The organism is Devosia indica (assembly GCF_003056405.1).
Classification (GTDB): Bacteria; Pseudomonadota; Alphaproteobacteria; order Rhizobiales; family Devosiaceae; genus Devosia; species Devosia indica.
The window spans coordinates 22481-45311 of the sequence record NZ_PYVZ01000014.1; the positions used below are offsets into that span (position 1 = coordinate 22481).

The 22831-nt window shown below is 59.8% G+C and carries 23 protein-coding genes; 13 read left to right on the plus strand and 10 right to left on the minus strand.

Going from position 1 to position 22831, the window contains the following annotated elements; all coding sequences use genetic code 11:
* Window positions 1–83 precede the first annotated feature (83 nt).
* Genes DDE76_RS13720 through DDE76_RS13730 form a run of 3 tightly spaced genes read right to left on the minus strand, consistent with a single transcriptional unit; the run spans window position 84 to window position 4406 of the window.
* The gene (locus DDE76_RS13720; protein WP_157955803.1) at window positions 84–647 is read right to left on the minus strand and encodes a hypothetical protein; all 564 of its coding nucleotides are present in this window, start codon (window positions 645–647) and stop codon (window positions 84–86) included.
* A 57-nt stretch (window positions 648–704) separates the two neighbouring features.
* Window positions 705–1499 (minus strand): hypothetical protein, encoded by a 795-nt coding sequence (locus DDE76_RS13725; protein WP_157955804.1) that lies wholly within the window; start codon window positions 1497–1499, stop codon window positions 705–707.
* A 6-nt stretch (window positions 1500–1505) separates the two neighbouring features.
* The gene (locus DDE76_RS13730) at window positions 1506–4406 is read right to left on the minus strand and encodes an ankyrin repeat domain-containing protein (RefSeq protein ID WP_104891370.1); all 2901 of its coding nucleotides are present in this window, start codon (window positions 4404–4406) and stop codon (window positions 1506–1508) included.
* A gap of 475 nt (window positions 4407–4881) precedes the next feature.
* Here DDE76_RS13730 and hemN point away from each other — a divergent pair, with 475 nt between their 5' ends.
* Window positions 4882–6237 (plus strand): oxygen-independent coproporphyrinogen III oxidase, encoded by a 1356-nt coding sequence (gene hemN, locus DDE76_RS13735; protein ID WP_104891371.1) that lies wholly within the window; start codon window positions 4882–4884, stop codon window positions 6235–6237.
* 332 nt (window positions 6238–6569) lie between these two features.
* Here hemN and DDE76_RS13740 read toward each other — a convergent pair whose 3' ends face one another.
* Complete coding sequence (locus DDE76_RS13740; protein ID WP_158672362.1) at window positions 6570–7238, minus strand: helix-turn-helix domain-containing protein; 669 nt, start codon at window positions 7236–7238, stop codon at window positions 6570–6572.
* A gap of 101 nt (window positions 7239–7339) precedes the next feature.
* Here DDE76_RS13740 and DDE76_RS13745 point away from each other — a divergent pair, with 101 nt between their 5' ends.
* Window positions 7340–8053: a response regulator gene (locus DDE76_RS13745; RefSeq protein ID WP_104891373.1), complete on the plus strand. Its 714-nt coding sequence runs from the start codon at window positions 7340–7342 to the stop codon at window positions 8051–8053.
* Here the strand turns inward: DDE76_RS13745 and DDE76_RS13750 are convergent, their stop codons facing one another.
* On the minus strand, window positions 8054–9658 hold the full coding sequence (locus DDE76_RS13750) for a PAS domain S-box protein (RefSeq protein ID WP_157955805.1): 1605 nt from the start codon (window positions 9656–9658) through the stop codon (window positions 8054–8056).
* Window positions 9659–9746: 88 nt separating this feature from the next.
* A complete protein-coding gene (locus tag DDE76_RS13755) occupies window positions 9747–10190 on the minus strand; it encodes a pseudoazurin (protein ID WP_104891375.1) in 444 nt (147 codons plus the stop codon).
* 217 nt (window positions 10191–10407) lie between these two features.
* Between DDE76_RS13755 and nirK the strand changes: the two genes are divergently transcribed.
* From nirK to DDE76_RS13780, 5 genes are all read left to right on the plus strand, one after another.
* The gene (nirK, locus tag DDE76_RS13760) at window positions 10408–11535 is read left to right on the plus strand and encodes a copper-containing nitrite reductase (protein WP_104891376.1); all 1128 of its coding nucleotides are present in this window, start codon (window positions 10408–10410) and stop codon (window positions 11533–11535) included.
* Between the two features lie 90 nt (window positions 11536–11625).
* A complete protein-coding gene (locus tag DDE76_RS13765) occupies window positions 11626–12519 on the plus strand; it encodes an SUMF1/EgtB/PvdO family nonheme iron enzyme (protein WP_104891377.1) in 894 nt (297 codons plus the stop codon).
* A gap of 108 nt (window positions 12520–12627) precedes the next feature.
* Window positions 12628–13332, plus strand: a complete 705-nt coding sequence (locus DDE76_RS13770; RefSeq protein WP_245891926.1) for a Crp/Fnr family transcriptional regulator — start codon at window positions 12628–12630, stop codon at window positions 13330–13332.
* 182 nt (window positions 13333–13514) lie between these two features.
* Window positions 13515–14273: a Crp/Fnr family transcriptional regulator gene (locus tag DDE76_RS13775; protein ID WP_104891378.1), complete on the plus strand. Its 759-nt coding sequence runs from the start codon at window positions 13515–13517 to the stop codon at window positions 14271–14273.
* Between the two features lie 71 nt (window positions 14274–14344).
* Window positions 14345–15556, plus strand: a complete 1212-nt coding sequence (locus DDE76_RS13780) for an NnrS family protein (RefSeq protein WP_104891379.1) — start codon at window positions 14345–14347, stop codon at window positions 15554–15556.
* Window positions 15557–15561: 5 nt separating this feature from the next.
* Here DDE76_RS13780 and DDE76_RS13785 read toward each other — a convergent pair whose 3' ends face one another.
* From DDE76_RS13785 to DDE76_RS13800, 4 genes are read right to left on the minus strand one after another with little or no spacing between them, the layout of a single operon-like run.
* Window positions 15562–15855, minus strand: coding sequence for a metal-sulfur cluster assembly factor (locus tag DDE76_RS13785; RefSeq protein WP_245891928.1), 294 nt, complete (start codon window positions 15853–15855; stop codon window positions 15562–15564).
* A gap of 14 nt (window positions 15856–15869) precedes the next feature.
* The gene (locus DDE76_RS13790; protein WP_104891381.1) at window positions 15870–16379 is read right to left on the minus strand and encodes a DUF2249 domain-containing protein; all 510 of its coding nucleotides are present in this window, start codon (window positions 16377–16379) and stop codon (window positions 15870–15872) included.
* Window positions 16376–17728 (minus strand): hypothetical protein, encoded by a 1353-nt coding sequence (locus DDE76_RS13795; protein WP_104891382.1) that lies wholly within the window; start codon window positions 17726–17728, stop codon window positions 16376–16378. Before DDE76_RS13795 ends, DDE76_RS13790 begins: the two co-directional genes overlap by 4 nt.
* A 48-nt stretch (window positions 17729–17776) precedes the next feature.
* On the minus strand, window positions 17777–18028 hold the full coding sequence (locus DDE76_RS13800; protein WP_104891383.1) for a DUF2249 domain-containing protein: 252 nt from the start codon (window positions 18026–18028) through the stop codon (window positions 17777–17779).
* Between the two features lie 239 nt (window positions 18029–18267).
* Between DDE76_RS13800 and ccoN the strand changes: the two genes are divergently transcribed.
* The 6 genes from ccoN to DDE76_RS13830 are packed head-to-tail and all read left to right on the plus strand — an operon-like array spanning window position 18268 to window position 22695.
* Entirely contained in the window at window positions 18268–19914 is a 1647-nt protein-coding gene (gene ccoN, locus DDE76_RS13805) for a cytochrome-c oxidase, cbb3-type subunit I (protein ID WP_245891930.1), read from the plus strand.
* A gap of 5 nt (window positions 19915–19919) precedes the next feature.
* Window positions 19920–20651, plus strand: a complete 732-nt coding sequence (ccoO, locus tag DDE76_RS13810) for a cytochrome-c oxidase, cbb3-type subunit II (RefSeq protein ID WP_104891384.1) — start codon at window positions 19920–19922, stop codon at window positions 20649–20651.
* The gene (locus DDE76_RS13815) at window positions 20651–20824 is read left to right on the plus strand and encodes a cbb3-type cytochrome oxidase subunit 3 (RefSeq protein ID WP_104891385.1); all 174 of its coding nucleotides are present in this window, start codon (window positions 20651–20653) and stop codon (window positions 20822–20824) included. The genes ccoO and DDE76_RS13815 overlap by 1 nt, the downstream gene beginning before the upstream one ends.
* A complete protein-coding gene (gene ccoP / locus DDE76_RS13820) occupies window positions 20815–21687 on the plus strand; it encodes a cytochrome-c oxidase, cbb3-type subunit III (protein WP_104891386.1) in 873 nt (290 codons plus the stop codon). Before DDE76_RS13815 ends, ccoP begins: the two co-directional genes overlap by 10 nt.
* Window positions 21684–21884: a hypothetical protein gene (locus DDE76_RS13825; protein WP_104891387.1), complete on the plus strand. Its 201-nt coding sequence runs from the start codon at window positions 21684–21686 to the stop codon at window positions 21882–21884. Before ccoP ends, DDE76_RS13825 begins: the two co-directional genes overlap by 4 nt.
* Before the next feature lie 16 nt (window positions 21885–21900).
* Entirely contained in the window at window positions 21901–22695 is a 795-nt protein-coding gene (locus tag DDE76_RS13830) for a DUF2189 domain-containing protein (RefSeq protein ID WP_104891388.1), read from the plus strand.
* The last annotated feature ends 136 nt before the right edge of the window (window positions 22696–22831 follow it).

Here is a 22831-nt window from a genome sequence, read left to right on the forward strand (position 1 = left end):
TTGCACAGCGCCCGATCTTATATCAGTCCGACTTGCGCGCGCCCATTAGTACACCCGTCCTAATAGCAAAAGCGGCTTGATATTCATGCCTCACTAGTGTCGTTAAGTTGCGGCATCACGCGCTCGTTTGGCCCTGTCTTGCCATCGGTTCCAAGCGCCGCAATTGCGAGACTGCGGAGATCCCGCGGCGGGTTCGGCCAGCGCTTGAGCGCTTCACACCGAGCATATTCCATGATCCCTGCAAGATCATCTCCGGCATATGGCAGGCTGTTGGTCAGACCGACAATCCTCTTGCTTTTGTCATCGGCAGCATAGGCGAAACGCACGGTGGCAATGCCCGATTGCGTGATGATCGGGTCGCCAAAAGTATGTGTACTGAAGCCTTCAACTCTATCCCAGCAGAAGAATTCTGCTGGGCCCGAGGGTGGTGTAAGCGTGAAACCGTGCCGTTCCAGCGCCAGCTTACCATTGTCGGCATATATACCACGCAGCCCATAAAAGCTGATAAGGGCCGGAAAGGAGAAGATGAGCAGATAGCCCAGGGCACTGACTTCTCCGACGGCGAACCGCCACAGGGCATAGACGCCACCGGCGAAAGCCCAAATCAACAGGAGCACAAGCCACAAGCCACCTTTGGATGGCTTCATGAGGACCTGCCATTCGCCCCCTTCCGCCGCCGTCGCGTTCGTCACTTCCCGCCCCTGTCAGTTCTGATCTGCAATGAAGGCGGCATAGGCAGCAGCCAGGTCTGGTTCGGACCCATCACTGTGGTCATGCTCCATCATGGCCATGACCGGTGCCATCTTGAGCAGATTGCCGCGGACCCCCTCCACCAGGCCGGTATAGACGATGTCTGTGCCCGGTACCGTGAGAGCGGCGTCCAGGAAATAGCGCGCTGCGGGATCGGGCGTGGCGCGATAGCTCAGTTCATCGAAAGCCTCATAGATCGCGTCACGCCAGTCTGGCATATCGGCAGACCGTGCCGGCGCATCATCCATGGTTTGACGCTTCGCCTGCGCCAGTTCGATGAGAAAACCGAACATGTCGGGATGCCCCCCGTAGAAGGGTCTTCGGGACGGGTCGGCGCCGATCCGCAAGTCGTCCTTGAACAGCACCCCCTCACGCCCTTCAGTCCAGACCCAGATGTCGAGATTGCGTTGTAAGTCCCGATGGGCTTGTCCCAGCTCGTTCAGTTCGAGCGCCTTGGCCAAGGGCGCGAAAGTCTCCTCATCAGGTTCATTCACCCCCGACAAGACGATGACAATTTCGCGCAAGGCACCGTTCCAGTAGACCTCTTCGGGCTCCATGGCGAGCTTGTCATGGGCGACGTCCAGAGCGACTTCGAAAAGGCTCTGGGTGACCGGCTCATCGTCCCAGACCAATTGTTCAACTGCCTGAACATCCAACGAACGGATAGCGTCGATCATGTTATCCAGACTGGCCTGTACGGGCGTACAAAACGCCGCCAGCAACACTGCTCCAATGCCCCTTCTACGCATGTCGTTTCATCCCCTGCAGTTGATGGTCTCGCCAGCTTCGGACACGAAGACGATCCGGCGGTCGCCAAGAATACGGACCGCGTTGCGCACCTGGTTGAATTCTGCGCCGGAGCCCGCTCCTGAATCTGGATAATGGACCGCAAAATAGAGCGTATGCCCGCAGACATTGATCGGCTGATCGTAGTCAACCTGTTGCGACCAGTATTCGGTGCAAGGGCCATATGCGGCCGAGCCCTGAATCCAGTCGGTCGGCGCGATGTCGACGGTCACGTTGGTGAGGCGGCCGTTGCACTGCCCCAAATCCGGGCCGCCGATTGGATCCAGTTCCGGCGCTCCCCAGGTTTCGACATCTTTTGACCCGAGGGTGAAGACCTCCGGCATCGCCCAGGCGTCGAGAACGAACGCCTCTGATTCCTGCTGACTTTCTGCCCAGCCAGAGAACGTGCCGGGCTCGGCCGCCTGCTGGTCCACCAGCCGCTGGTTCAAACCCACCATGAATTCATTCCAGTCGAACTCAGGCTCGGTAGCGCGATCCTCATAGCCCTGGGCCTCGTCATAGCCGAGGCTGAGAGCCAATTGCAGATCCCGGTATCCCCAATAAGAGAACCAGCCCGGCGTATGCCCCTCGGCATCTTCCGTGATGAGCGCACCTGCATTGCGCAACAGACCAATGATCTCCCGATTGTTGTTGGCCGCCGCGTGATGCAGTGGTGTCATGCCCTCGCTCACCGAGCCCAGATTGGGGTCGGCGCCTGCTGTCAGCAGCGTGTTGACAATTGCTGTCTGATTGTCGCCGACGGCATAAAGCAGAACCGATCCGCCGTTGCTGCCTGTCGCGTTGGGGTTGGCACCAGCAGCAAGCAGCTTGGCCACGTTGTCCCATTTCCAAGCCCTGGCCGCATTGAACAGGATGGGCGCTCCACTACTTGAGCGATAGTCCGGATCCGCGCCCCATTCCAATGCCCAATCGAGCAGTGCGCTATCGTCGGTGGCGGCTATGTGATAGGCCAAGAAGCCGCTGAGACGGGCATCGCAATTTGGGTGAATTCCGCGCACGCAACCATAACGCATGATCTCGCTCATCCAGGTCGGGTCGTTGCCCAAAGTCCTGTCGAGCTCGGAGATTTCTGAGATGGTTCTGCGAATTTGCTGTGTGTCGAAGGCCTTGGCCGCCTCCACCAGAAGTGCGCGATACCGCCCTGCGCTTTGCCCAACGTGAATGATTTCCTCAACCGTGGCGGACTGGCGTGCCGCATCACTGACCCGGATGCGTAGCGTTGCAGGCCCCTCCGTCATTCCAGCGTGGATATAAGAGTCGATGTACAGCCTCTTATCGTCCGGCGCGCCGCTGTCATAGACGCGGTCGTCTGTGAAACCCTGCTCGAAAGTGACCCTGCCTGCAGGCACCGTCTCAACGGAAAAGGTCAGGGGCCGTTGCCAATGGCCGTCCATTGTCAGGCCAAAGCGCTCTCCGGTATCCGGCATTAGCAGTTCGGGGGCACTTGCAATGACGGTGCCTACCGCCATCGTTTCCGCCAACCCGTCCAGGTATTCTGCAACCGCGATCTGGTCATAGTTTCGGGCAAGCTGTGCGGCTGTGGCACCGCCAATCATGGCTTCAATGTCTGCGCCCGCTTCGATCAGCATGCGCACGATCTTCTGGTGGCCGGCCCGCGCGGCCAGATGGAGTGCCGTTGCCCCCTGATCGGTCGTAACGTCTAGATCGGCGCGCGCATCAATTAGCGCTTGCACGATTTCGGTATGCCCATGCGTCGCCGCATAGTGCAGAGCCGGGCTTTCCTGCTGCCCTGCAAAATCGGGGTCTATGCCCCGATCGAGAATGGCGGTCACGACCTCGGTCATGCCAAGTCGTGCCGCCTCGGCCAAAAGTGACCGGCCATTGGCGAAAACGAAATCGACCGGGTACCCAAGATGAATCAGTGCAAAGGCCGCCCTGGCATTCTCCTTGCGCACGGCGAACACGACCGGGCTTGGTACGCCAGCCCAGCTCACTTTTGTCTTCGCGCCGCCCTGAATGAGTTGCAGTATGCCAGACTGCATTTGTGGATTTTCGATCATTTCGATGCCGAAGAAATACATCAGAGGCATCTGCTCGACGCCCGGATCGTAGTCCGGCGGCTCGTTGGCATTGAACCCGGCCAGCACATAGTCGCGCACCTTCGCAGCATCCCCCGCCAGCAGGGCATCGAAGACGTCGTCTGAACTGATCGTGGCAGATGAGCTGCTCACTTCAGGCGGGCTTACAACCGGGTCGACGGCTAGGATCCCAGGCCCCTCCAGTGCCAGAATACGCGGCACCTCCGGCAGTTGCCCGCCCTGGTTTGAGGGCGCCGGAGACTGCGCCTGGCTCGCCTTCCATTGTGCAATCGTTATACCCTGGTGGCACAGGGCACGCATCGCCTTCTCAGCCTTGCGCGATCCTTTCATGGAAAATCGGGCGACTTCCTGGCTGTTCATGTTCAAGACACGCATAGTGGATGCGCCGCCAAAGGAATCAAGCACACCGGGCTCGAAATACAACGATCCCGTCCATGCCCGGTCAGGTGCAAAGTACCAGACATCGGCCCAGCCATCGGCGGCAAAATCCTTGCCGGTCCCGTCGAACCTGAAAATCAGTTGGGTTTCGCCATCGTCAGTATTGTCGAGGTAGGGAAAATCGTCGGCTACAATAGTGAGCTGGAAAACGTCGGGATCGTCACCGGCATCGCATTGCAGGCTGATATGAAACCCGTTCTCCCGGGCGCTCCCCGTTATCCGTGCACCGCCATCCGGACTTGCGCCTATATCGTATTCCCAATCGGCAGAGGCGCTGTGCGTTGAAGCCATAAACGTTGAAGCCATAAAAAGGCACGCTGCGAGCCAGATATGGCGAAGACGTAGGATCATGGCGGCTCCTCAAAGCTCTCAGCGATCCTGCCCGAGGATAGTCGCTTTGGCCACTAGTACAGATCGACTAGCGGGCGTCTGCCGGTAGCAGGTGATGGTCCTTGCTGCGAGGATGCCCAAGTCCAGCGATCATGCAAAATCCAATGCGCCTGACGACCAAGGGGCTGTAGCTTGCGGCAGCTTCCGGCAAATTTGATGCGAAGCAGCAATGACCAGAATGGTGAAGATCCTATGGGGGTGGTACCCGCGAACACGGTGGGCCGGTCGAATTGAGCAAATAGCCACGGACGGGTCGCCACACGAACGCTCACGCCGACCATATGCCTCTAATATGGCTGTTCCGCAGGGATACCGCCTCAGGCCAAACTCTAGGAACGAGGACTATCAAAATGCCCACCTGGTTGATCGGGGACAACTTGGCCTTCTCGTAGACTGCTATAGCGGCAAGGCCAGATCTAGATGATAGGCCCGAAGCATGGACGACAAAACGAGGGACCTGATCGAGCGCTATTCCCAACCGGTTCCGCGCTACACCAGCTATCCCACCGCACCTCATTTCCATTCTGGTGTTGATTCGCGGACATATGCTCGTTGGCTGGGCGACCTGCCCGAACATGGTAGTATTTCGCTCTACCTGCACATTCCCTATTGCGACCGTCTCTGCTGGTTCTGCGGATGCCATACGAAGCACACCCTGCGCTATGAGCCGATCACCGCTTATCTCAGGGCATTATTCGCCGAGATCGACTGGGTATCCACCAAGCTCGGGGGGGGCGGTCGCGTGACAGCAATCCACCTGGGCGGCGGATCTCCCACCCTGCTGACCCCAGAGGACCTCCTAGGCCTCAAGGCGAAGCTTGCCGCCAGCTTCCACATTGCTGACGACGTGCAGATTAGCATTGAGATCGACCCGAATGATCTCAACGAGGGGCGGTATGATGCCATGGCGCAGTTCGGTCTCACGCGAGCAAGTATTGGCGTACAGGATTTCAACCCCCGGGTGCAGAAGGCCATCAACCGGATACAAAGCTTCGAGCAGACACGCGCCGTCGTGGAGGCGATGCGGTCTCGCGGGATATCGTCCGTCAATCTGGACTTGCTCTATGGCCTGCCATTCCAGACCCAATCAGGCCTGGAGCGCACGGTTGAGCTGGCCCTAGGCCTGGACCCAGACCGTGTAGCGCTGTTCGGCTATGCACACGTGCCTTGGATGAAGCCCCACCAGAAGATGATCCCCGAGGAAGCGCTTCCGGACAAGCATGAGAGGTTCCTCCAAGCACAAGCAGCTGCGGAATTGTTGACCCACGCCGGCTTGGAGGCCATTGGGTTCGATCATTTCGCCAAGCCCACGGACGGCTTGGCGCAGGCAGCGCGAATGGGGCGCCTGCGTCGTAATTTCCAGGGTTATACGGACGACAAGGCCGACGCCCTTATTGGCCTGGGAGCGTCATCGATCGGTCAATTGCCACAAGGCTATGTGCAGAACATCACGGCAACCGGCGAATACAGCAAGACCGTTCTTGACGGCAACGGAGCAACGACACGTGGATATGCCCTCGCCCCAGCCGACAAGCTTCGGGCGCTGGCGATTTCGACTTTGCTGTGCTCTTTCAGATTGACCGAACGCGACGTTTCTGGCTTCGGCGCAGCTGGAAGGGCCTTGATGAGTGAAGCAGAAGCCATTGCCCTGACCGATGACGACAATTTGGTAGAGATGCGCGACGGCGTTTTCAGCGTCACGGAACGAGGACGTCCCTTCGTTCGAACGATTGCTGCCCGCTTCGACAGCTATTTGGGACAGGGAGCCGCTCGTCATTCATCCGCTGTATAAGGCCGTTGTGCTTCGCACGCCATACCATGGAAATTGCAGCGGCAGTGGCAATGACACTGATTTCCGACGAAGCAGTCTATTCTGCTTCACCACACTCCGCATCGTGCACGTGGACGCGGATGGCCTCGCTGGATAACAACACCTCGAGCAAGGCTCGCTCGACCGAGGCACTCAGATCGATCTCCAATCGATATGCCTCTGGGTGCGAGCTAGAGTCGATGCTGACAGGGAGAGGATGTCCTCCGCGTTCCAGCAACGCCCGGTGTGCGCGTTCTGCCGCGGGTTTCTCGGTGAAGCGCGCTATTGCGACACGTCGACGCGACATGATGGCCTCAATGCACCGGCGTCTCGCATTCGGCGAGGTTCTGCAGCCGGGGCAGGTCGCGAATGACGAAACAGCCGCGATCAGGCAGATCGATAATGCCACGAGTCTTCAGCTTGGTCATGTTCCGGCTGACCGTTTCAATGGTGAGGCCAAGATGGTCCGCGATGTCGGCGCGGCACATCGGCAGGCACACTCGCTGGTCATTCGCCTTCTTGCCGGTGCGAACAGCCAACGACACCAAGAAGCCAGCAATACGCTCCACAGCTGACTTCCTGCAAAGAAGAACTGATAGATCGTGCATGGAGGCGACTTCCGCTGCCGCCAGGTTGATCAATTTCTCTCCCAATTCGGGACGCGCTCGCATGGCGTCCTTCAGCTCGCCCCGGGCCGTCACTTGCACCCGTGCTGGCGTCAGGGCGTCGCAATCGAACCGATACGTATCGCCATGACCAAAGCCGATGATGTCTCCGGGGTAGGCGAAGGCCACGACCTGCCGGCGACCGTCAGAGAAAACCTTGGTCGCACGGAACACGCCACTGACGACCTCGTAGAACGAGTCGGCGTCGTCGCCTTCGTGGAAAAGGATGGTCGTGGCACCAATCACCCGTCCAACCTCGCAAGACGCCGATCGAACAGCATTGCGGCCTTCGGGGGCGGTAAGGGGGAAGACGTACATTGATTGGCTCCGCTCTGGTGACGAGACGGAATTGACCATGGCAATGTAATCGGCCTATCCGATGATTGTAACAGATTGTAACGGCGGACGGCCCCAGCCGCATGAGCAACCAGCATATTCTAATCGTCGATGACGACCCTCAGGTCCGTCGAATGCTTCGCCGCTGCTTTGAGGGCGAAGGCTATGACGTCACCGAGGCTGCGACCGGGGATAGGATCGAGACCGCGGTGAACAAGGCAGATCTCGTGACGTTGGATCTCAACCTAGGACGAGAGGACGGCTTGGAAGTTGCCAGGCGAGTTCGACAAGTGTCAGACGTGCCCATCATCATGATCACCGGCAAGGGCGACATGATCGATCGCATCGTCGGGCTCGAAGTCGGCGCCGACGATTATATTCCCAAACCTTTTCACCTGCGCGAGGTGCTGGCTCGTGTTCGCAGCGTTCTTAGACGCAGTGGTAGTGGCAAGCCCAACAGTTTTGAAGATTCGACGGCGATTCCGATTCGCTTCGATGGTTTCGAACTTGATCCCGCGCGTCGAAGCCTCCGGGCACCGGGCGGGGAAGAACTCCCTCTGACCACCGGCGAATTCGACCTCCTCGTTGTCTTCGCCAATCATCCTCATGCTGTTCTGGACCGGGACCGCATAATGGACCTGATGAAAGGTCACGACTGGGCCCCCAACGACCGCAGCATTGACAATCAAGTCGCGCGGCTACGCAAACTGATCGAGTCCGACACCCGCCACCCACGACTGATCAGGACTGTCCGGGGTGCTGGCTACAGCTTTACCCCAAGCCGACTAGAACGATAGTCAATCTCGTTCCAGTGCGTTTGCGATTGCCTTGGCAAGATCAGCTTGCCTGTAGGGCTTGCTCAATACCTTGAGATGAGAGATGGCATCGGCATCGCGCCGCACCAGTTCGTCTGCATAGCCCGATGTCAGGAGCACGGGGAGATCGGGCCATTGCGTGGCGACCCGATGCGCCAGCTCGTAGCCGGAAAGGCCACCGGGCATCACGAGATCTGTGAAGACCAGATCGAGGGCCGCGCCACTGCTCAGGATGGCCAGCGCCTCATGCGCATCCCCTGCCACCAACGTCGCGTATCCCAATGTCTCCAGACGATTGACGGTCAGTCGGCGCACCCGGGAGTCGTCCTCCACCACAAGGATGGTCTTGCCGACCAGGGCGGGCTCGACGTCATCGATGGCATCGACCTGTTGTTCCGCAGAACCGTGACGGGGCAGGTAGATGTTGACGGTGGTCCCACGGCCGGGCTCGCTGTAGATCGTGGCGTGACCGCCCGATTGCTTTGCGAACCCATAGATCATGGAGAGCCCGAGTCCAGTCCCGCGACCTGTCTCCTTCGTCGTGAAGAACGGTTCGAATGCCCGCTCGCGCACTTCTGGCGGCATTCCCTGCCCCGTATCCGCCACCGATAGACGAACATAGTCGCCGGGAGCTAAGCCATCGAGATCTTCGCTCATCGGCGCATCGACGGTCACATTGCTCGTCTCAATGATCAAGCGACCGCCGCCGGGCATCGCATCTCTGGCGTTGACCGAAAGGTTGACCAGAGCGCTTTCCACCTGAGACGGGTCAATGCGCGTCGACCACAGGCGCGGCGTCAGAGCATTGGAGAGTGAGATGGTCGACCCCATGGTGCGGTGCAGCATGTCGGTCAGGCCGAGCACGAAATCGTTCAGATTGACGACTTCTGGCTCAAGATGCGAGCGACGGGCGAAAGCCAGCAGGCGGGCCGTCAACCGCGCACCGAGATCCGCCGCCTCCAATGCTTCCGTCGCCAACTCCCGCTGACCCGTCGTCGTGAGCTTGGCCTCCAGCATCTCCAGATTGCCGATGATGACAGTCAGCAGGTTATTGAAGTCATGGGCAATGCCACCAGTGAGCTGACCCATTGCTTCCATCTTGTTCGCATGACGCAAAGCTTGTTCAGTCGCCTTCTGGTTCGAAAGGTCGTGAATTACGCCCGTGAAGTGCATTCGGCCGTCCATTTCGAACTCGCTGACCGCAAGATGCATCGGGAAGGTCGAGCCGTCCTGCCGTCGCCCCGTGACCTCCCGCCCGATTCCGATGATCTTGCGCGCTCCTGTGCTCCGGTAGTTGGCGATATAGCCATCATGAGCAGAGTGATACGGCTCGGGCATCAGGAAGTGCACGTTCCGCCCAAGGAATTCGCTTTCTGGATAGCCAAAAAGGCGAGCTGCTGCCGGATTCACTGTGGTTATGATGCCCGCGCCATCAATAGTGATGATGGCGTCGACGGCCGATTCAAGCATTGCCTGGAGCTTGCGGGCCTGACCGAGAAGGGCGGTGTGGTCTGGATCAGAAGAAATCACGGTGCTTTCGAGCCAACAAATTCGATAGGTCCAGCCTACCCTGTTTCGCTCGATCACCAATAGTGTCGGGCACAAAAATGCCCTTTCACCCGGAGGCGAAAGGGCATTCGAATATTTCCGACTCTAGACTATCGTCGGGCGTCGCTCAGATGCCGAGCCCGGCATAGGCGGCGTCGAGACGCTCCTGCGCCTTATTTGGCACCTTGACCCCCTTGGCAGCATCAAGATTTGGGAGCTCGTCGCCCACGGCGATCGCACCAACCATGCCCATGGCGAAGTGCGGGGTGCACTTGAAGCCATAGAGGCCGGGAACGTCGAAGGTCACCTTGAACTCTTCGTTGACCTTGCTCTTGAAGGCCTCGACGCCCTCCGGGAGCATGTCCTTGATGTTCTCGACATTGTGGCTCTTGTCGGTGGGGATGAAGGTCACCGTGTCTCCGGGCTGGATAGCGAGGAAATTCGGCTCGAAGACCATGGTCCCGGCCTCGCCCTTGTTCAACATGTGGATCTCGTAGTCCGCGGCGAAGGCAGGGGCCGCCAGGCCTCCCAGAGCGACCAGGGTCATGAGGGTGGTAGCAATTGCGCGCATCGGGGTTCTCCTTGGCAAATGGGTCGGCTGACCCGTTGGCGTCGTTCTAGGCGCACCAGGATTTGCGGTCTTTGATCCGGGTCAAATATTGCGGGCCGCGCCTGCGACAAAAACTCCCACCGCTTATTTGTCCTCGATCAATGAAGGCTGGTCAGGACAGGCGTAGACCCAGCAGCGACGGAACAAGACATGTTGTTCCTGACCATGGAGAAGAACAATGACCAAAAACACCATGCTTTCGCGGCGCGCTTTACTTGCTGGCGCAGCAGCCATTGGTGCAACCGCACAGTTGACGGCCATGGTTGCCACGACTGCACAAGAAGTCGCCGCAGCGATTCCGGCAGTTGACGTCAACACGTTGGAAAGGGTCAAGGTCGACCTGGTCGCTCCGCCTTTCGTTCATGCGCATGAGCAGGTCGCAGCCGGCGCCCCCAAGATCGTCGAATTCACAATGACGATCGAAGAGAAGCGGCACGAGGTCGAGGATGGTGTCGAACTCTGGGCGATGACCTTCGACGGCTCGGTGCCCGGACCGATGATGGTGGTGCACGAGGGCGACTATGTCGAATTGACCCTGATCAATCCTGACACCAATCTCATGCCGCACAACATCGACTTCCACTCGGCCACCGGTGCATTGGGCGGCGCTGCCCTCACCAACGTCAATCCGGGCGAGAAAGCGGTCTTGCGCTTCAAGGCCACCAAGGCAGGCGTTTTCGTCTACCATTGCGCACCGGAAGGGATGGTGCCATGGCACGTGACCTCGGGCATGAACGGGGCCATCATGGTCCTGCCACGCGAGGGCCTCAAGGACGGCAAGGGCAATCCGATCGTCTATGATCGTGCATACTACGTCGGCGAGCAGGACTTCTATGTCCCCAAGGATGCGGACGGCAACTACAAGACGTACGAGAGCATTGGCGACGGCTACGCAGACGCCGTGGAAGCCATGCGCACGCTCGTCCCGAGCCACATCGTCTTCAACGGCAAGGTGGGTGCGCTCACCGGAGACAACGCTCTAAAGGCAAACGTGGGGGAAACGGTTCTGATCCTGCATTCGCAGGCCAACCGCGACACGCGCCCGCACCTGATCGGCGGTCATGGCGATTTCGTCTGGCCCACCGGGAAGTTCCACACGCCGCCCGATGTCGACCAGGAGACCTGGTTCATCCCCGGCGGCACGGCGGGCGCGGCGGTCTATACGTTCCACCAGCCCGGCGTCTACGCCTACGTCAACCACAACCTGATCGAGGCCTTCGAGTTCGGCGCGGCCGGACACCTGGTGGTCGAGGGCGAGTGGAATGATGACCTGATGACCAGTGTCCTGGCACCCACGCCGCTGTGACAACGGATCAAGCGAAGCGGCAAATGCCGCTTCGCATACCCCTTGCCGGTTCCTAACCCCCTTAGCACCGGCACCGTCCTGGAGGCGAAAATGACTGTCCATGCTGTCCAACCAAAGGACCTGACACCACTCATCCTGCCGGCGGCACTGCTCGCATTGGCACTGAGTACCCTGGCCGTTCAACTCGCACCAACACTGCCAGATGTGTTCCGTTCCAGCGGCATCATACTCCCTGCCACGGTCACTCTGCCTCCGGGACACCTTACCTACCGCGCCGAGGGGCATTTCCTCCGGGACAATGTCCCGATGGACGCGCCAATCACGACGGTGGCCTTCGCGCGGCCGCTCGAAATCATGCAGTATCAGGTGAGCGTCGAGGACTATGCACGCTGCGTGGCCGACAATGCCTGTGCTCCTGCCCTGAACCCCGGTCTCGATGGTACGCCCGTTACCGGTGTGAGTTATCAGGACGCCGTCGACTATGCGACTTGGATGAGCACGGTCACGAATGAAACGTGGGCCCTCCCAACCGACGCCGAATGGGCCTACGCCGCAGCCGAGCGCTTCGAGGATGACGCCGTCGGACTTGCGGACAACCCCGCTAATCCCGCCCTTCGCTGGATAGCCAACTACCGGGCCGAAGCGGCGCGCAACCGCACCGCCGACCCGGACCCTCGCCCACTGGGTGGGTTCGGAGCCAACAGCAACGGCATCATGGACATGTCGGGCAATGTATGGGAATGGACCGACACGTGCCACCGCAGAGTTCATGTCGATGCTGCAGGAAACGTCGTCAGCGAACAACCCGCCTGCACGATCCGTGTGCTCGAAGGCAAACATCGGGCTGCGACCAGCTTTTTCATCCGGGACGCCAAGAGCGGCGGTTGCTCGGTGGGCATTCCTCCCGACAACCTGGGTTTTCGCCTGGTCAGGCGCCCGAGTTGGCACGAAAGCCTGATTCGGCGCTTCTTTCCCAACCAATAGTTTCGGGTCAACAGGGTCCAGCCCGAGCCTCGGGTGCGACACCGGAACGGTATCGTCCATTGGCGTTTTGTTGTATGCCCAGCCTATCGCCAATCGGGAAACAGTATCGTGGCCGATATCGACCGAAGTCTGGTTCGGAGCCTGCCGCTATTTGCGAATATGGCAGATGCAGAACTCGATCGCCTGCTCGCTCGCGCCAGCATGCGCCGCGTCACCATAGGCGAAGCCGTATTCGAACAGGGGCAAAAGGCCAGCCAATTCTATCTGTTATTGCACGGACGCCTCAAGGTCACCCAGGTCACGCCCGAAGGGCAGCAGATTATTGTGCGCGTCGTGCATCCTGGCGACCTGTTCGGCTTTGCCCAAGCCCTGCAACGTGATGACTACCCCGGAACACCCATCGCCGCTGCCGAAAGTGTGGTCATGTGCTGGCCCAATGAGGTTTGGGGCAATATCGTCGAGCAGAATCCACATCTCGCGGTTAACGCGATGCGCACCATTGGGCAGCGTCTTCAGGAGGCCCACACGCGTATACGCGAAATGTCCACCGAGGAAGTTGAACGCCGCGTCGCCCATGCGGTGCTGCGCCTCATGGAACAGGCGGGACGCCGGGAGGAGGACGGAATCCACATCGACTTTCCATTAAGCCGCCAGGATGTGGCTGAGTTGACCGGCACGACACTTCACACCGTGTCTCGCCTGTTCAGCGCATGGGAAAGCCGGGGAATCGTCAAGGGTGGTCGGCAAAAGTTGCTGGTCCGAGACAAGGCACGGCTTGAAGCCATGGCCGACGGCAACGCTGCCGACAACTGACGCTGGTTTGCTCGACCGCAAGGAATGAGCATTTTGGGCCGGATACGGTATGGGTCGACCTGCTGAGGAGCCAGCGAGGAACCAGATGTCAACACCCGTAGGTTCGGCCATTGTGACGTTGCCATATTGGTTCAGCTGCACGTCCGGCCAGGAGGTGTCTGGGGACAGCATGGCTCATTCCGATGACCTTTGACGAATTCGTCGGGCAGTTGGAATGGAGCGACAGCGCACTGGTCGGCATCGACTGGCAACAGATACGAACCTTGCCACTCTTCGCCGAAATGCCCACTCTCGAACTAGAGCAACTCCTGATGTCCGGAAGTGTGCGCCAGATTTACACCGGTCAGAAGGTTTTCCGTCAGGGGCAGGTTGCAGAAGAGTTCTTTCTGCTCATCGATGGCCGATTAAAGGTAACGCAGACAACTGCCGAAGGACGGCACATACTTGTCCGCGTCGTTCATCCCGGCGACCTTTTTGGCTTCGCGCCTGCGCTGCAAAGGCATGATTATCCGGGAACATCAGTAGCAGCCGCCAAAAGCCTCATCCTGTGCTGGCCCAATGCGGTTTGGACCAGCATGATCGAAACGAATGCACGCCTCGCCACCAACGCAATGAAAGCCATCGGTCAACGCCTGCAGGAAGCCCATGCCCGCATCCGCGAAATATCGACCGAAAATGTCGAGCGGCGCCTTGCCCATGCGATCCTTCGTCTGGCCGAACAGGCGGGGCAGGAAGATGGCAACGGAATTCGGCTCGACCTGATTCTCACGCGACTGGACCTTGCTGCCCTGACTTCCACAACACAACATTCGGTATCGCGCCTGTTAAGTGCGTGGGAGAGCCAAGGCATCGTGGAAAGTGGGCGCCAAAAACTGCGCGTGCTCGACAAGGCGCGCCTACAGGCGCTTGCCGACGGCCAGAGCTGGGACAATTCGGATTAATTGCGCCAGAACAATGATGGGGCGCTCTCGGATCGGTAAGCGGAACGGATCGACTTGCTCCATGGTGCCACATGAATGAAACACATCCAATCAAGCGCACGCCCGTACCACGCGGAATAGCGCATACTGGACCAGTGATTCTGGCCTATGGTTTCCGCCCCTTTTTCTTGGCAGCCGGCATCTGGGCCGTCGTGGCCATGGGTCTTTGGATCGTGTGCCTCATGACCGGTTTCCCGATAGGGTCCGGCTATGGTGGTGCTGCCTGGCATGCCCATGAAATGCTCTTTGGTTACACGAGCGCAGCCCTGGCCGGGTTCTTGCTGACCGCCATTCCCAACTGGACCGGAAGATTGCCGGTCTCCGGAACTCCGCTAGCTATCCTGTTCGCCGTCTGGTTGGCAGGCCGATTTGTCCTCATCCGGCCGGATCTCTTCGGGGTGGGATGGGCAGTCGGTGTCGACATTCTGTTTCTGCCCCTCCTCTTTGCAATCTGTCTGCGCGAGGTGATTGCCGGCCGCAAGTGGCGCGATCTCAAGGTTTTGGCGGCCGTCCTTGCCTTGGCAGTCGCCAATGCCAGCTACCACGCCTTGATTGTTTGGAGCGCTGATACCGGGCTTGCCAACCGCCTGGCGGTCGCTGCCTATATCATGCTGATTGGCATTATCGGGGGGCGAGTCGTGCCCAGCTTCACCCGCAACTGGCTGGCCAGGCGGCATGTCATAAATCTGCCTGCCCCCTATGATCGCCTCGACTCTCTGGCGCTCCTGACCGCGCTTGCAGGCTTGGGTCTTTGGGTTGTTTGGCCGACCCACCTTGTAACGGTGATTGTCTGCATCGTGGCGGGCGCGCTTCATGCGATGCGTCTGGCACGCTGGCAGAGCTGGCAGACCGCCGAAGAGCGATTGGTCCTTGTGCTGCATCTGGCATACGCTGCTGTCCCTCTTGGCTTCTTCGCCATAGCCCTGGCACCCTCGGGACTGCTCGACGCCACATCCGCCCTTCATGTCTTCACCGTTGGCGCGATCGGCCTGATGACACTGGCGATCATGAGCCGGGCGACGCGTGGCCATACCGGCATGCCCCTAACAGCACCGCCGCTCACCGCCGCCAGCTATGGCTTTCTTGTCATCGGTGCGGTACTGCGGCCTGGCGCCATGCTGGTTCCGGATCACTACATGACCCTTGTCGCCATCAGCGGCCTGTGCTGGATGGCGGCCTTCCTGCTCTATCTGGTCGAATACGCCCCTGCTCTGCTGACGCGTCGCAAGCCACGGCCCGAATAGGCGTTTCAGAACCGGATGGCGATCTCTGGCGCCATACGATCCGGCGTCCAAGGCGGATCGTAGGTTAGTTCAACTTCAACCTTTTCCACGCCGTCAACGGTGCCAGCCGCGGCTGCGACTGCTTCCTGCAGGAACGCGCTGGCCGGGCAGAATCGGGCCGTGGTTGTCATCAGAATGTCTACCTTCCCGGCGTCCCCGACATCAATATCGTACACCATGCCCAGGTCGACGATGTTGTGTCCCAGTTCTGGGTCGATGACCGTCCGCAATGCAGCGCGTATATCGGCTTCGATGTGCATTCTTGGGGTTGGCGTCATGATCGTGGGCCTGCCCTCACCATCAGCCGGTAGGCCGTCCCCTCGGCATCAAAATCGCCTGCCCAGGCGTGGCCGCGCACTTGTAGCTCTGGAAACAGGAACACTGGCTCGCGCCCGAGCAACGAGAACATGACCTCTCCTTCGGACATGGACTCAAGCCTAGCCAGGATTTGCACCATCGGTTCGGGCGGATCCATTTCGGTGCAGTCAAGATAGTGGATGGGATCGGCCCAACTATCTGGATCTTCCGGCCTTGAAGTCGGTGCGCCTTCAGATTGTGCATTGGGCACAAACATTACCTCCCAGTCACCATCATTCAGCCGTGTCGCCTCATAGCCGAAGCCCTTGGCCGCCATTACGGTGAATAGAGGGTCAGGACGAAACGTTGCGAAAAGCTTCAGGCTCTGGCCGGGCGCAAGGGCATTGACTGCACCCATGATAGCACCAAACGGTTCGCCGCCATTGCGCAGGATTGGACGGACATCGAGTTCAAACGCTTCAGTCATACGACACTCCTTTTTCTGGTTGCCGGCAAGATCAGGCGGGGTCTGGGGTGGTTTTTCCAGGCTGTCGGCAGATCGGCCAGACGCCTGGCCCGAACATATTGAACAACAAGACCAACCGCACCCAACAGCTGCAGCATGGTCGTCAATTGGAAGACATGCTCAACTTTGAGCAAAAGTGCCGCGGCGCCGGCAAGCTCAGCCGCAAAATAGAGAACGAACCAAGGGACGGCACGGCCTTCGTTGACCAGATCCTGCACGCGCGGGGTCGTGATACGGCCCATAAGGGGCGCAAAGCATTCAAGCCAGGTTAGAAAGGGAACGATCTTGTAGAGCATGGCAAGCCCCAGGCCTCCCAGCCATCCAAGGGCAAGCACGTGCATGGAGGCAGCCAGTGCGCTCTCAATGCCTGACCAGAGCGCCCAAGTCAGGAGCGAAGCGCCCAGACCCAGCATGCCCATAGCCGCCACCGCCCCTGCCATGTGCAGCTCCAGCGTCGCGCGGCGTCGCGTTCTGTAGAGCGCTGCGATATCGATCAGATAGGCCCCGACCGCGAGTATCGCCGCAATGCCGGTCAGTGCGAGACCCAGAGACCAGGACGTGTTTGTCGCGACCAGCGCAAAAAGGGCACCTACCAACGCGCCCAATGCGACTGCCGCGCTCCAGAACGCCAAAGCGGTCAGCGCACCTTTGCGCTCGGGTGCGACCAGGAACATCGAGACAAGTCGATAGCTGACCCCCATGGCAGCAAGGGTCAACCAGCCGCCCAATCCGAACGCGGCGTGCAGCCCCACCCCGTGCTCGACCAACGCTACTGAAAAATCTCCGCCAACCAGTCCCGCAAGCACGGACGCAAGCGTTTCGCCGAGCATGGCCGTCACCAGCATGCTGATCAGACCAAGCACCACGAAGCCGGCCGGCAGCGGGAGAGAACTGGCTCGCAGCAGCGTTGTGAACAGGATCGCGGCAGCAAGGCAAAACCCACTCAAGAGGATCAGGCCGCCAAATGGCAAGATGTCAGCCGACAGGCCATGCAAGCCGTCCAGCGCAAGAAATCCGCACAATAGCAGTACAAGACCGATGAGAAGAAGGGTGAGGACGACCGGGGGCAGCCTGGGCCAGACAAGTTCACGTCCGATCAAGACCGGCAGGAATTGTAAAAGAGCACCAAGCATGAGCAGACTCAGCCAGCCGATGGTCACCAGATGCACAACAACCAGCGTGCGGGGCGCCATCAGGCCGTCATTGGGATAACCGAACCCCGCCGCCATCAGTCCAAGTGCACAAAGCAGCCCGATGAGTGCGCAGCTGAAATAAGCCAGCGTCCACCGCGATATTGTTGCCATATGCATGATCACGCTCCAGAAAAGGGGCAGCCGGCAAGGCCGCCCCAGCCCGGTTCAGGCTTTGAGCTGTCGACCGAGCTGCACCCGCCAGACATCCGGGCCGTTTTCGAGATAGGTCCAGGAGAATTGACCAGGGTACTCGGCCTGCAACTGATAGTGCAGCGGACGCGGGTCATGATCGTTGATGATCACGAAACTCTCTCCAACAGTCAGGGCATTGGCCATGGCGAAGATTTTCGGGTGCCGCTCGCGGGGCTGAATGGTGCGCACGTCGATAAAGGGGAGATCTGCCGTTTGCTCTGTCATTTCACTGTCCGGGTCGCAAAAACCAATTGACCGGACGGCGACCAAACGCCCGGATGATCGCAGGCTAATCAGCGATGATCCCGTGCACTTTGTCGCAGCGCAAATTGTATCGCGCTCGGCGTGTCAGTCGAAAAAGAATGTGATCTTTGATCCAGCGCAAAGAAGGCACGCCCGCTCACTCTAGGGGTAAACCTCGCACGCCTGCACGCAGGCGTTCGCTTGACCAAGGGAGCCCGGCAGTGTTTTCAGACTTTTCCCGCGATGAGAGGATCTTCTCATTCATCATCCTTGGCGGCCTGGTCGTCGCAGGGCTGGCGATGGCCATTGCCGGTCGCGGCGATTTGCTGAGCACTCATGGCTGGCTGATATTCGGACTTTCGCTGCTTGCTTTTTTCGCCGCCGTAAGACAGTTCGACCGGCCCGAGCCATCCGCCGAACGCCTGTCTGAATACTACGACGCCCCAACGCGCGCTGGCCTTGTCCTGACCCTGATCTGGGGCGTGATTGGCATGGGCGTGGGGTTCTGGGTCGCAGCGCTCCTTGCCTGGCCAGACCTTACTTTCGACGTGGCCTGGCTCAGCTTCGGTCGCCTGCGCCCCGTTCACACCAGTGGTGTCATCTTCGGCTTTGGCGGCAATGCGCTGATCGCCACATCCTTCCACGTCCTCCAACGCACGACCCGCGCCCGCCTTCCAGACGCAATCAGCCCCTGGTTCGTGCTCCTCGGCTACAATCTGTTCTGCATCGTGGCAGCCAGCGGCTATCTGATGGGCCTGACCCAGTCCAAGGAATATGCCGAGCCCGAATGGTATGCCGACATATGGCTGGTCGTGGTCTGGGTGGTCTATTTCGCCATCTACATGCGCACCCTGGCCCGCCGCAAGGAGCCGCATATCTACGTGGCCAATTGGTACTATATGGCCTTCATCCTGGTTGTGGCGATCCTGCATATCGTCAACAACCTTGCGGTGCCGGTGTCGTTTGGCTCGGCCAAATCCTATTCCCTGTTCGCCGGCGTCCAGGATGCCATGACCCAATGGTGGTACGGCCACAATGCCGTGGCCTTCTTCCTCACCGCCGGATTCCTGGGCATGATGTACTATTACCTGCCCAAACGCGCCAATCGCCCGATCTTCTCCTACCGGATGTCGATCATCAGCTTCTGGGGCATCACCTTCATGTATATGTGGGCCGGCTCGCACCACCTGCATTACACGGCCCTGCCCCATTGGGTGCAAACCCTTGGCATGGCCTTCTCGGTCGTGCTGCTGGTCCCCAGCTGGGCCTCGGCAGGCAATGCGCTGCTGACGCTCAATGGTGCCTGGCACAAGGTCCGTGACGACGCCGTTCTCCGCTTCATGGCGCTAGCTGCCATCTTCTACGGCATCACCACGTTCGAAGGCTCCTTCATGGCCATTCGCGCGGTCAATTCGCTCAGCCACTACACGGACTGGACCATCGGCCACGTCCATGCTGGCGCCCTGGGGTGGGTTGCCATGATCACCTTTGGTTCGCTCTACTCGTTGGTTCCCAGCATGTTCAAGCGCGAGCGCATTTACTCGAACAAGCTTGTCGAAATGCACTTCTGGCTCGCCCTTGCCGGCACTGTCATCTACGTCTTCGCAATGTGGAATTCGGGCGTTATCCAGGGCCTGATGTGGCGCACCTATGACGAGGCCGGCACGCTGAGCTACTCCTTTCTGGAGAGCCTCGATGCCATGCATCCTTACTATATTATCAGGGCTTTTGGTGGACTGCTGTTCCTGCTCGGTGCCATCACCGCGCTGTTCAACGTCGTGATGACCATCCGCATGCCGGCAATGGAGGCAACGCCCGACCGGGGCCGCGACCTGCCCGCCGAACCTGCCCTGCAGGCCGGAGAATAACGCTCATGTTCAAGTTCCACTATCGCCTCGAACGCAGCGCCCTGGGCCTGGTCGGCTTCATCATCCTGGTCGCCTCCATTGGCGGCTTCATCGAAATCGCCCCGCTCTTCACCATCGATGAGACGGTCGAGGAGGCGCAGGACATGCGAGTCTATACCCCGCTCGAAGTGGCCGGGCGCAATATCTATATCCGCGAAGGATGCTACGCCTGCCACAGCCAGATGATCCGGACCCTACGCGACGAAGTCGATCGCTATGGCCCCTATTCGCTGGCCGTCGAAAGCCAGTACGACCATCCCCAGCTCTGGGGTTCCAAACGCACCGGGCCGGACCTGGCACGGTTGGGCAACAAATACTCCGACGCCTGGCATACGGCACATCTGTACAATCCGAGAGATCTCGTCCCGCAGTCCAAGATGCCGGCCTATCGCTGGCTACTGCGCGACCAGCTCCGCACGGATGATCTCGGCCAGCATCTCGCCGCCCTGCGCGCAGTCGGCGTGCCTTATACAGACGAGCAGATCGCCAATGCAACCCAGGACGCCTATGGGCAGGCCAATCCGGACAGCCTTGAGGCGAGCGGCGTGACCGAGCGCTACGGCGAGGCCACCAATATTCGATCCTTCGATGGACAGAGGGGCAGGCTGACTGACATGGACGCGCTGGTCGCCTACCTGCAAATGCTCGGCGCGTTAACGGATGCCGCCCACACAACCGAAACGGCGGAGGCCGAATAATGCCTTTCGACCACGACACAGTCGTCGGGTTCTCCAAGAGCTTCGGCCTGATCTACCTAGTCGTCCTGAGCCTCATCTGTCTGGCATGGACTTATTGGCCCAGTAACAAGAAGGGGTTCGATGAGGCTGCCAGAGTCCCCGTGCTCGACGAGGAGGATCGGCCATGGCGCTGAAGGAACGCGACGAATTCTCCGGGCAGATGACCACGGGCCACGAGTGGAACGGCATCAAGGAACTGAACACGCCGGTTCCGCGCCTGCTATGGGCCTTTCTAGCGACCCTTTCCCTTTTCGCAATAGGCTGGACCGTCCTGATGCCGTCCTGGCCCGGCGTAAACGACTATTTCCGTGGACTTCTGGGCGCAGACCAGCATCAGGCCGTGCGCCAGTCCCTGGCAGAGGCCGATGTCGCCAAGGCCAGCTGGAGCGAGCGCCTTGCCACCGAGGATTTTGCGACATTGGCGGGAGACGATGCGATCATGACCGTCGTCCGGCAAACCGGGCCAGCCCTGTTTGGCGACAATTGCGCGGGCTGCCATGGCTATGATGCCGGGGGCAATCCGGGCTACCCAAACATCGCTGAGGCTCCCATGATGTGGGGAGGTGACGTCGAAACCGTAGCCGAGACCATTCGCGTTGGCATCAACTCTAACCACCCCGAAACCCGATACGGGCAGATGTTGGCCTTTGGTCGCGATCAGATGCTGGCAAGCGCTGAGATCAGCGCCTTGGCCGATTATCTGGTCTCGCTGCAGGGTCAGAAGTCGCTGTCGGCCGAGGAAACCGAAAGTGCGAAAACGCTCTTCGCCGACAACTGTGCTGGCTGCCATGGCGAGGACGGCACGGGCATGGTGGAGACCGGTGCGCCCAATCTGACCGACGCCTTCTGGACCTACGGAGCCGATCGCAGCACGATTCGCCACTCCATCTATGACGGTCGCCAAGGCACCATGCCCTCGTGGGAGGGCCGCCTCAGCTCGACCCAGATCCGCTTGCTGGCACTGTACGTTATGGACCTGCGAGGCGCGACGCCATGAGCGCCCAAGACGGTACGTCCCTCAGGTGGCGTCTGCCGCTGGGTTGGTTGGTCGGAACCGGCATTGTTGCCGTTCTCCTGCTCGCCAACGCCCATCTGGTCTACGTCGCATTCACCTCGCAACCAAGCTGCGTCAGTCACCTCAAGGTGCCTGATGGCAGCACCGATCACTTCCGCGCCGCGAAGTCCGGCTGCTAATTCTGAGGAGCCCGCCATGAACGAGACGGTCGACATCCTGCCTCCCCATGAACCGGCCCTGCCCCGTGCGGTCGATCACAACCGCCAGCTGTCCGCCAAAGCACCACTGGAATGGCTAGGGGCGGGTTGGCGAGACCTCTGGCGGAGACCTGACCTGAGTATCGCTTATGGTCTCGGCGTCGCGCTGGTTTCCTACATGATCATCTATGCCATGTTCGTCATAGACTGGGCACAGATCCTGTTTCCCGCGCTAGCGGGTTTCCTGGTGATCGGTCCGCTGCTGGCAACAGGTCTTTACGTCAAGAGCCAAAGACTCGCATCGGGACAGAGGCTGTCCTTCCGCAGCATGCTGTTTCCCCGCGGCGGCATGCATCTGTTCTTCGTCGGTGCGGTCCTTATGACCCTGATGCTAATCTGGGTTCGCGCCGCGGTGCTTCTCTACGCGCTGTTCTTTGGCTGGCGCCCCTTTCCGGGCTTTGACCAGGTGACGACCATGCTCCTCACTACCCCTGAGGGCATTTCGATGCTGTTGGTCGGCACGGCTATCGGCGGCCTGTTCGCCGCCTTCTCGTTCGCCATCGGGGCCTTCTCCATTCCACTCGTTCTCGACCGGCACCACGACGCCTTCTCGGCAATGGGTCTCTCAATGTCTTTCGTCACGAACAACATGCCTGCAACCTTGGTATGGGCCGCTCTCGTCGTTGGCCTTGTGCTGGTTAGTCTCGCCACCGGTCTGCTCGGCCTCATCATCATATTTCCTCTTCTGGGTCACGCGACTTGGCACGCCTATCTGGCGGTGCGAGGAGAATAGGGCAGACGATGCGACCTTGGAGCTGGTTTCACACGTTCCGCAAACACCGTAACGCTCTCGGGCTTGCCCCGAGGGCAAGCGAGGATTCGATCCGGAATTCCGCGCTCTGGGAGGATCGCTCTCGGGGCAAGCCCGA

What these genes read in the sequence shown, in the direction of transcription:
- DDE76_RS13815 (WP_104891385.1), top strand. Translation starts at nt 20,651, where the DNA reads ATGCCTTTCGACCACGACACAGTCGTCGGGTTCTCCAAGAGCTTCGGC.
- DDE76_RS13830 (WP_104891388.1), top strand. Translation starts at nt 21,901, where the DNA reads ATGAACGAGACGGTCGACATCCTGCCTCCCCATGAACCGGCCCTGCCC.
- DDE76_RS13825 (WP_104891387.1), top strand. Translation starts at nt 21,684, where the DNA reads ATGAGCGCCCAAGACGGTACGTCCCTCAGGTGGCGTCTGCCGCTGGGT.
- DDE76_RS13765 (WP_104891377.1), top strand. Translation starts at nt 11,626, where the DNA reads ATGACTGTCCATGCTGTCCAACCAAAGGACCTGACACCACTCATCCTG.
- ccoP (WP_104891386.1), top strand. Translation starts at nt 20,815, where the DNA reads ATGGCGCTGAAGGAACGCGACGAATTCTCCGGGCAGATGACCACGGGC.
- DDE76_RS13780 (WP_104891379.1), top strand. Translation starts at nt 14,345, where the DNA reads ATGAATGAAACACATCCAATCAAGCGCACGCCCGTACCACGCGGAATA.
- DDE76_RS13800 (WP_104891383.1), bottom strand. Translation starts at nt 18,028, where the DNA reads ATGACAGAGCAAACGGCAGATCTCCCCTTTATCGACGTGCGCACCATT.
- DDE76_RS13795 (WP_104891382.1), bottom strand. Translation starts at nt 17,728, where the DNA reads ATGCATATGGCAACAATATCGCGGTGGACGCTGGCTTATTTCAGCTGC.
- DDE76_RS13790 (WP_104891381.1), bottom strand. Translation starts at nt 16,379, where the DNA reads ATGACTGAAGCGTTTGAACTCGATGTCCGTCCAATCCTGCGCAATGGC.
- hemN (WP_104891371.1), top strand. Translation starts at nt 4,882, where the DNA reads ATGGACGACAAAACGAGGGACCTGATCGAGCGCTATTCCCAACCGGTT.
- DDE76_RS13725 (WP_157955804.1), bottom strand. Translation starts at nt 1,499, where the DNA reads ATGCGTAGAAGGGGCATTGGAGCAGTGTTGCTGGCGGCGTTTTGTACG.
- ccoO (WP_104891384.1), top strand. Translation starts at nt 19,920, where the DNA reads ATGTTCAAGTTCCACTATCGCCTCGAACGCAGCGCCCTGGGCCTGGTC.
- DDE76_RS13730 (WP_104891370.1), bottom strand. Translation starts at nt 4,406, where the DNA reads ATGATCCTACGTCTTCGCCATATCTGGCTCGCAGCGTGCCTTTTTATG.
- DDE76_RS13740 (WP_158672362.1), bottom strand. Translation starts at nt 7,238, where the DNA reads ATGTACGTCTTCCCCCTTACCGCCCCCGAAGGCCGCAATGCTGTTCGA.
- DDE76_RS13755 (WP_104891375.1), bottom strand. Translation starts at nt 10,190, where the DNA reads ATGCGCGCAATTGCTACCACCCTCATGACCCTGGTCGCTCTGGGAGGC.
- DDE76_RS13745 (WP_104891373.1), top strand. Translation starts at nt 7,340, where the DNA reads ATGAGCAACCAGCATATTCTAATCGTCGATGACGACCCTCAGGTCCGT.
- DDE76_RS13775 (WP_104891378.1), top strand. Translation starts at nt 13,515, where the DNA reads ATGACCTTTGACGAATTCGTCGGGCAGTTGGAATGGAGCGACAGCGCA.
- DDE76_RS13785 (WP_245891928.1), bottom strand. Translation starts at nt 15,855, where the DNA reads ATGCACATCGAAGCCGATATACGCGCTGCATTGCGGACGGTCATCGAC.
- DDE76_RS13720 (WP_157955803.1), bottom strand. Translation starts at nt 647, where the DNA reads ATGAAGCCATCCAAAGGTGGCTTGTGGCTTGTGCTCCTGTTGATTTGG.
- nirK (WP_104891376.1), top strand. Translation starts at nt 10,408, where the DNA reads ATGACCAAAAACACCATGCTTTCGCGGCGCGCTTTACTTGCTGGCGCA.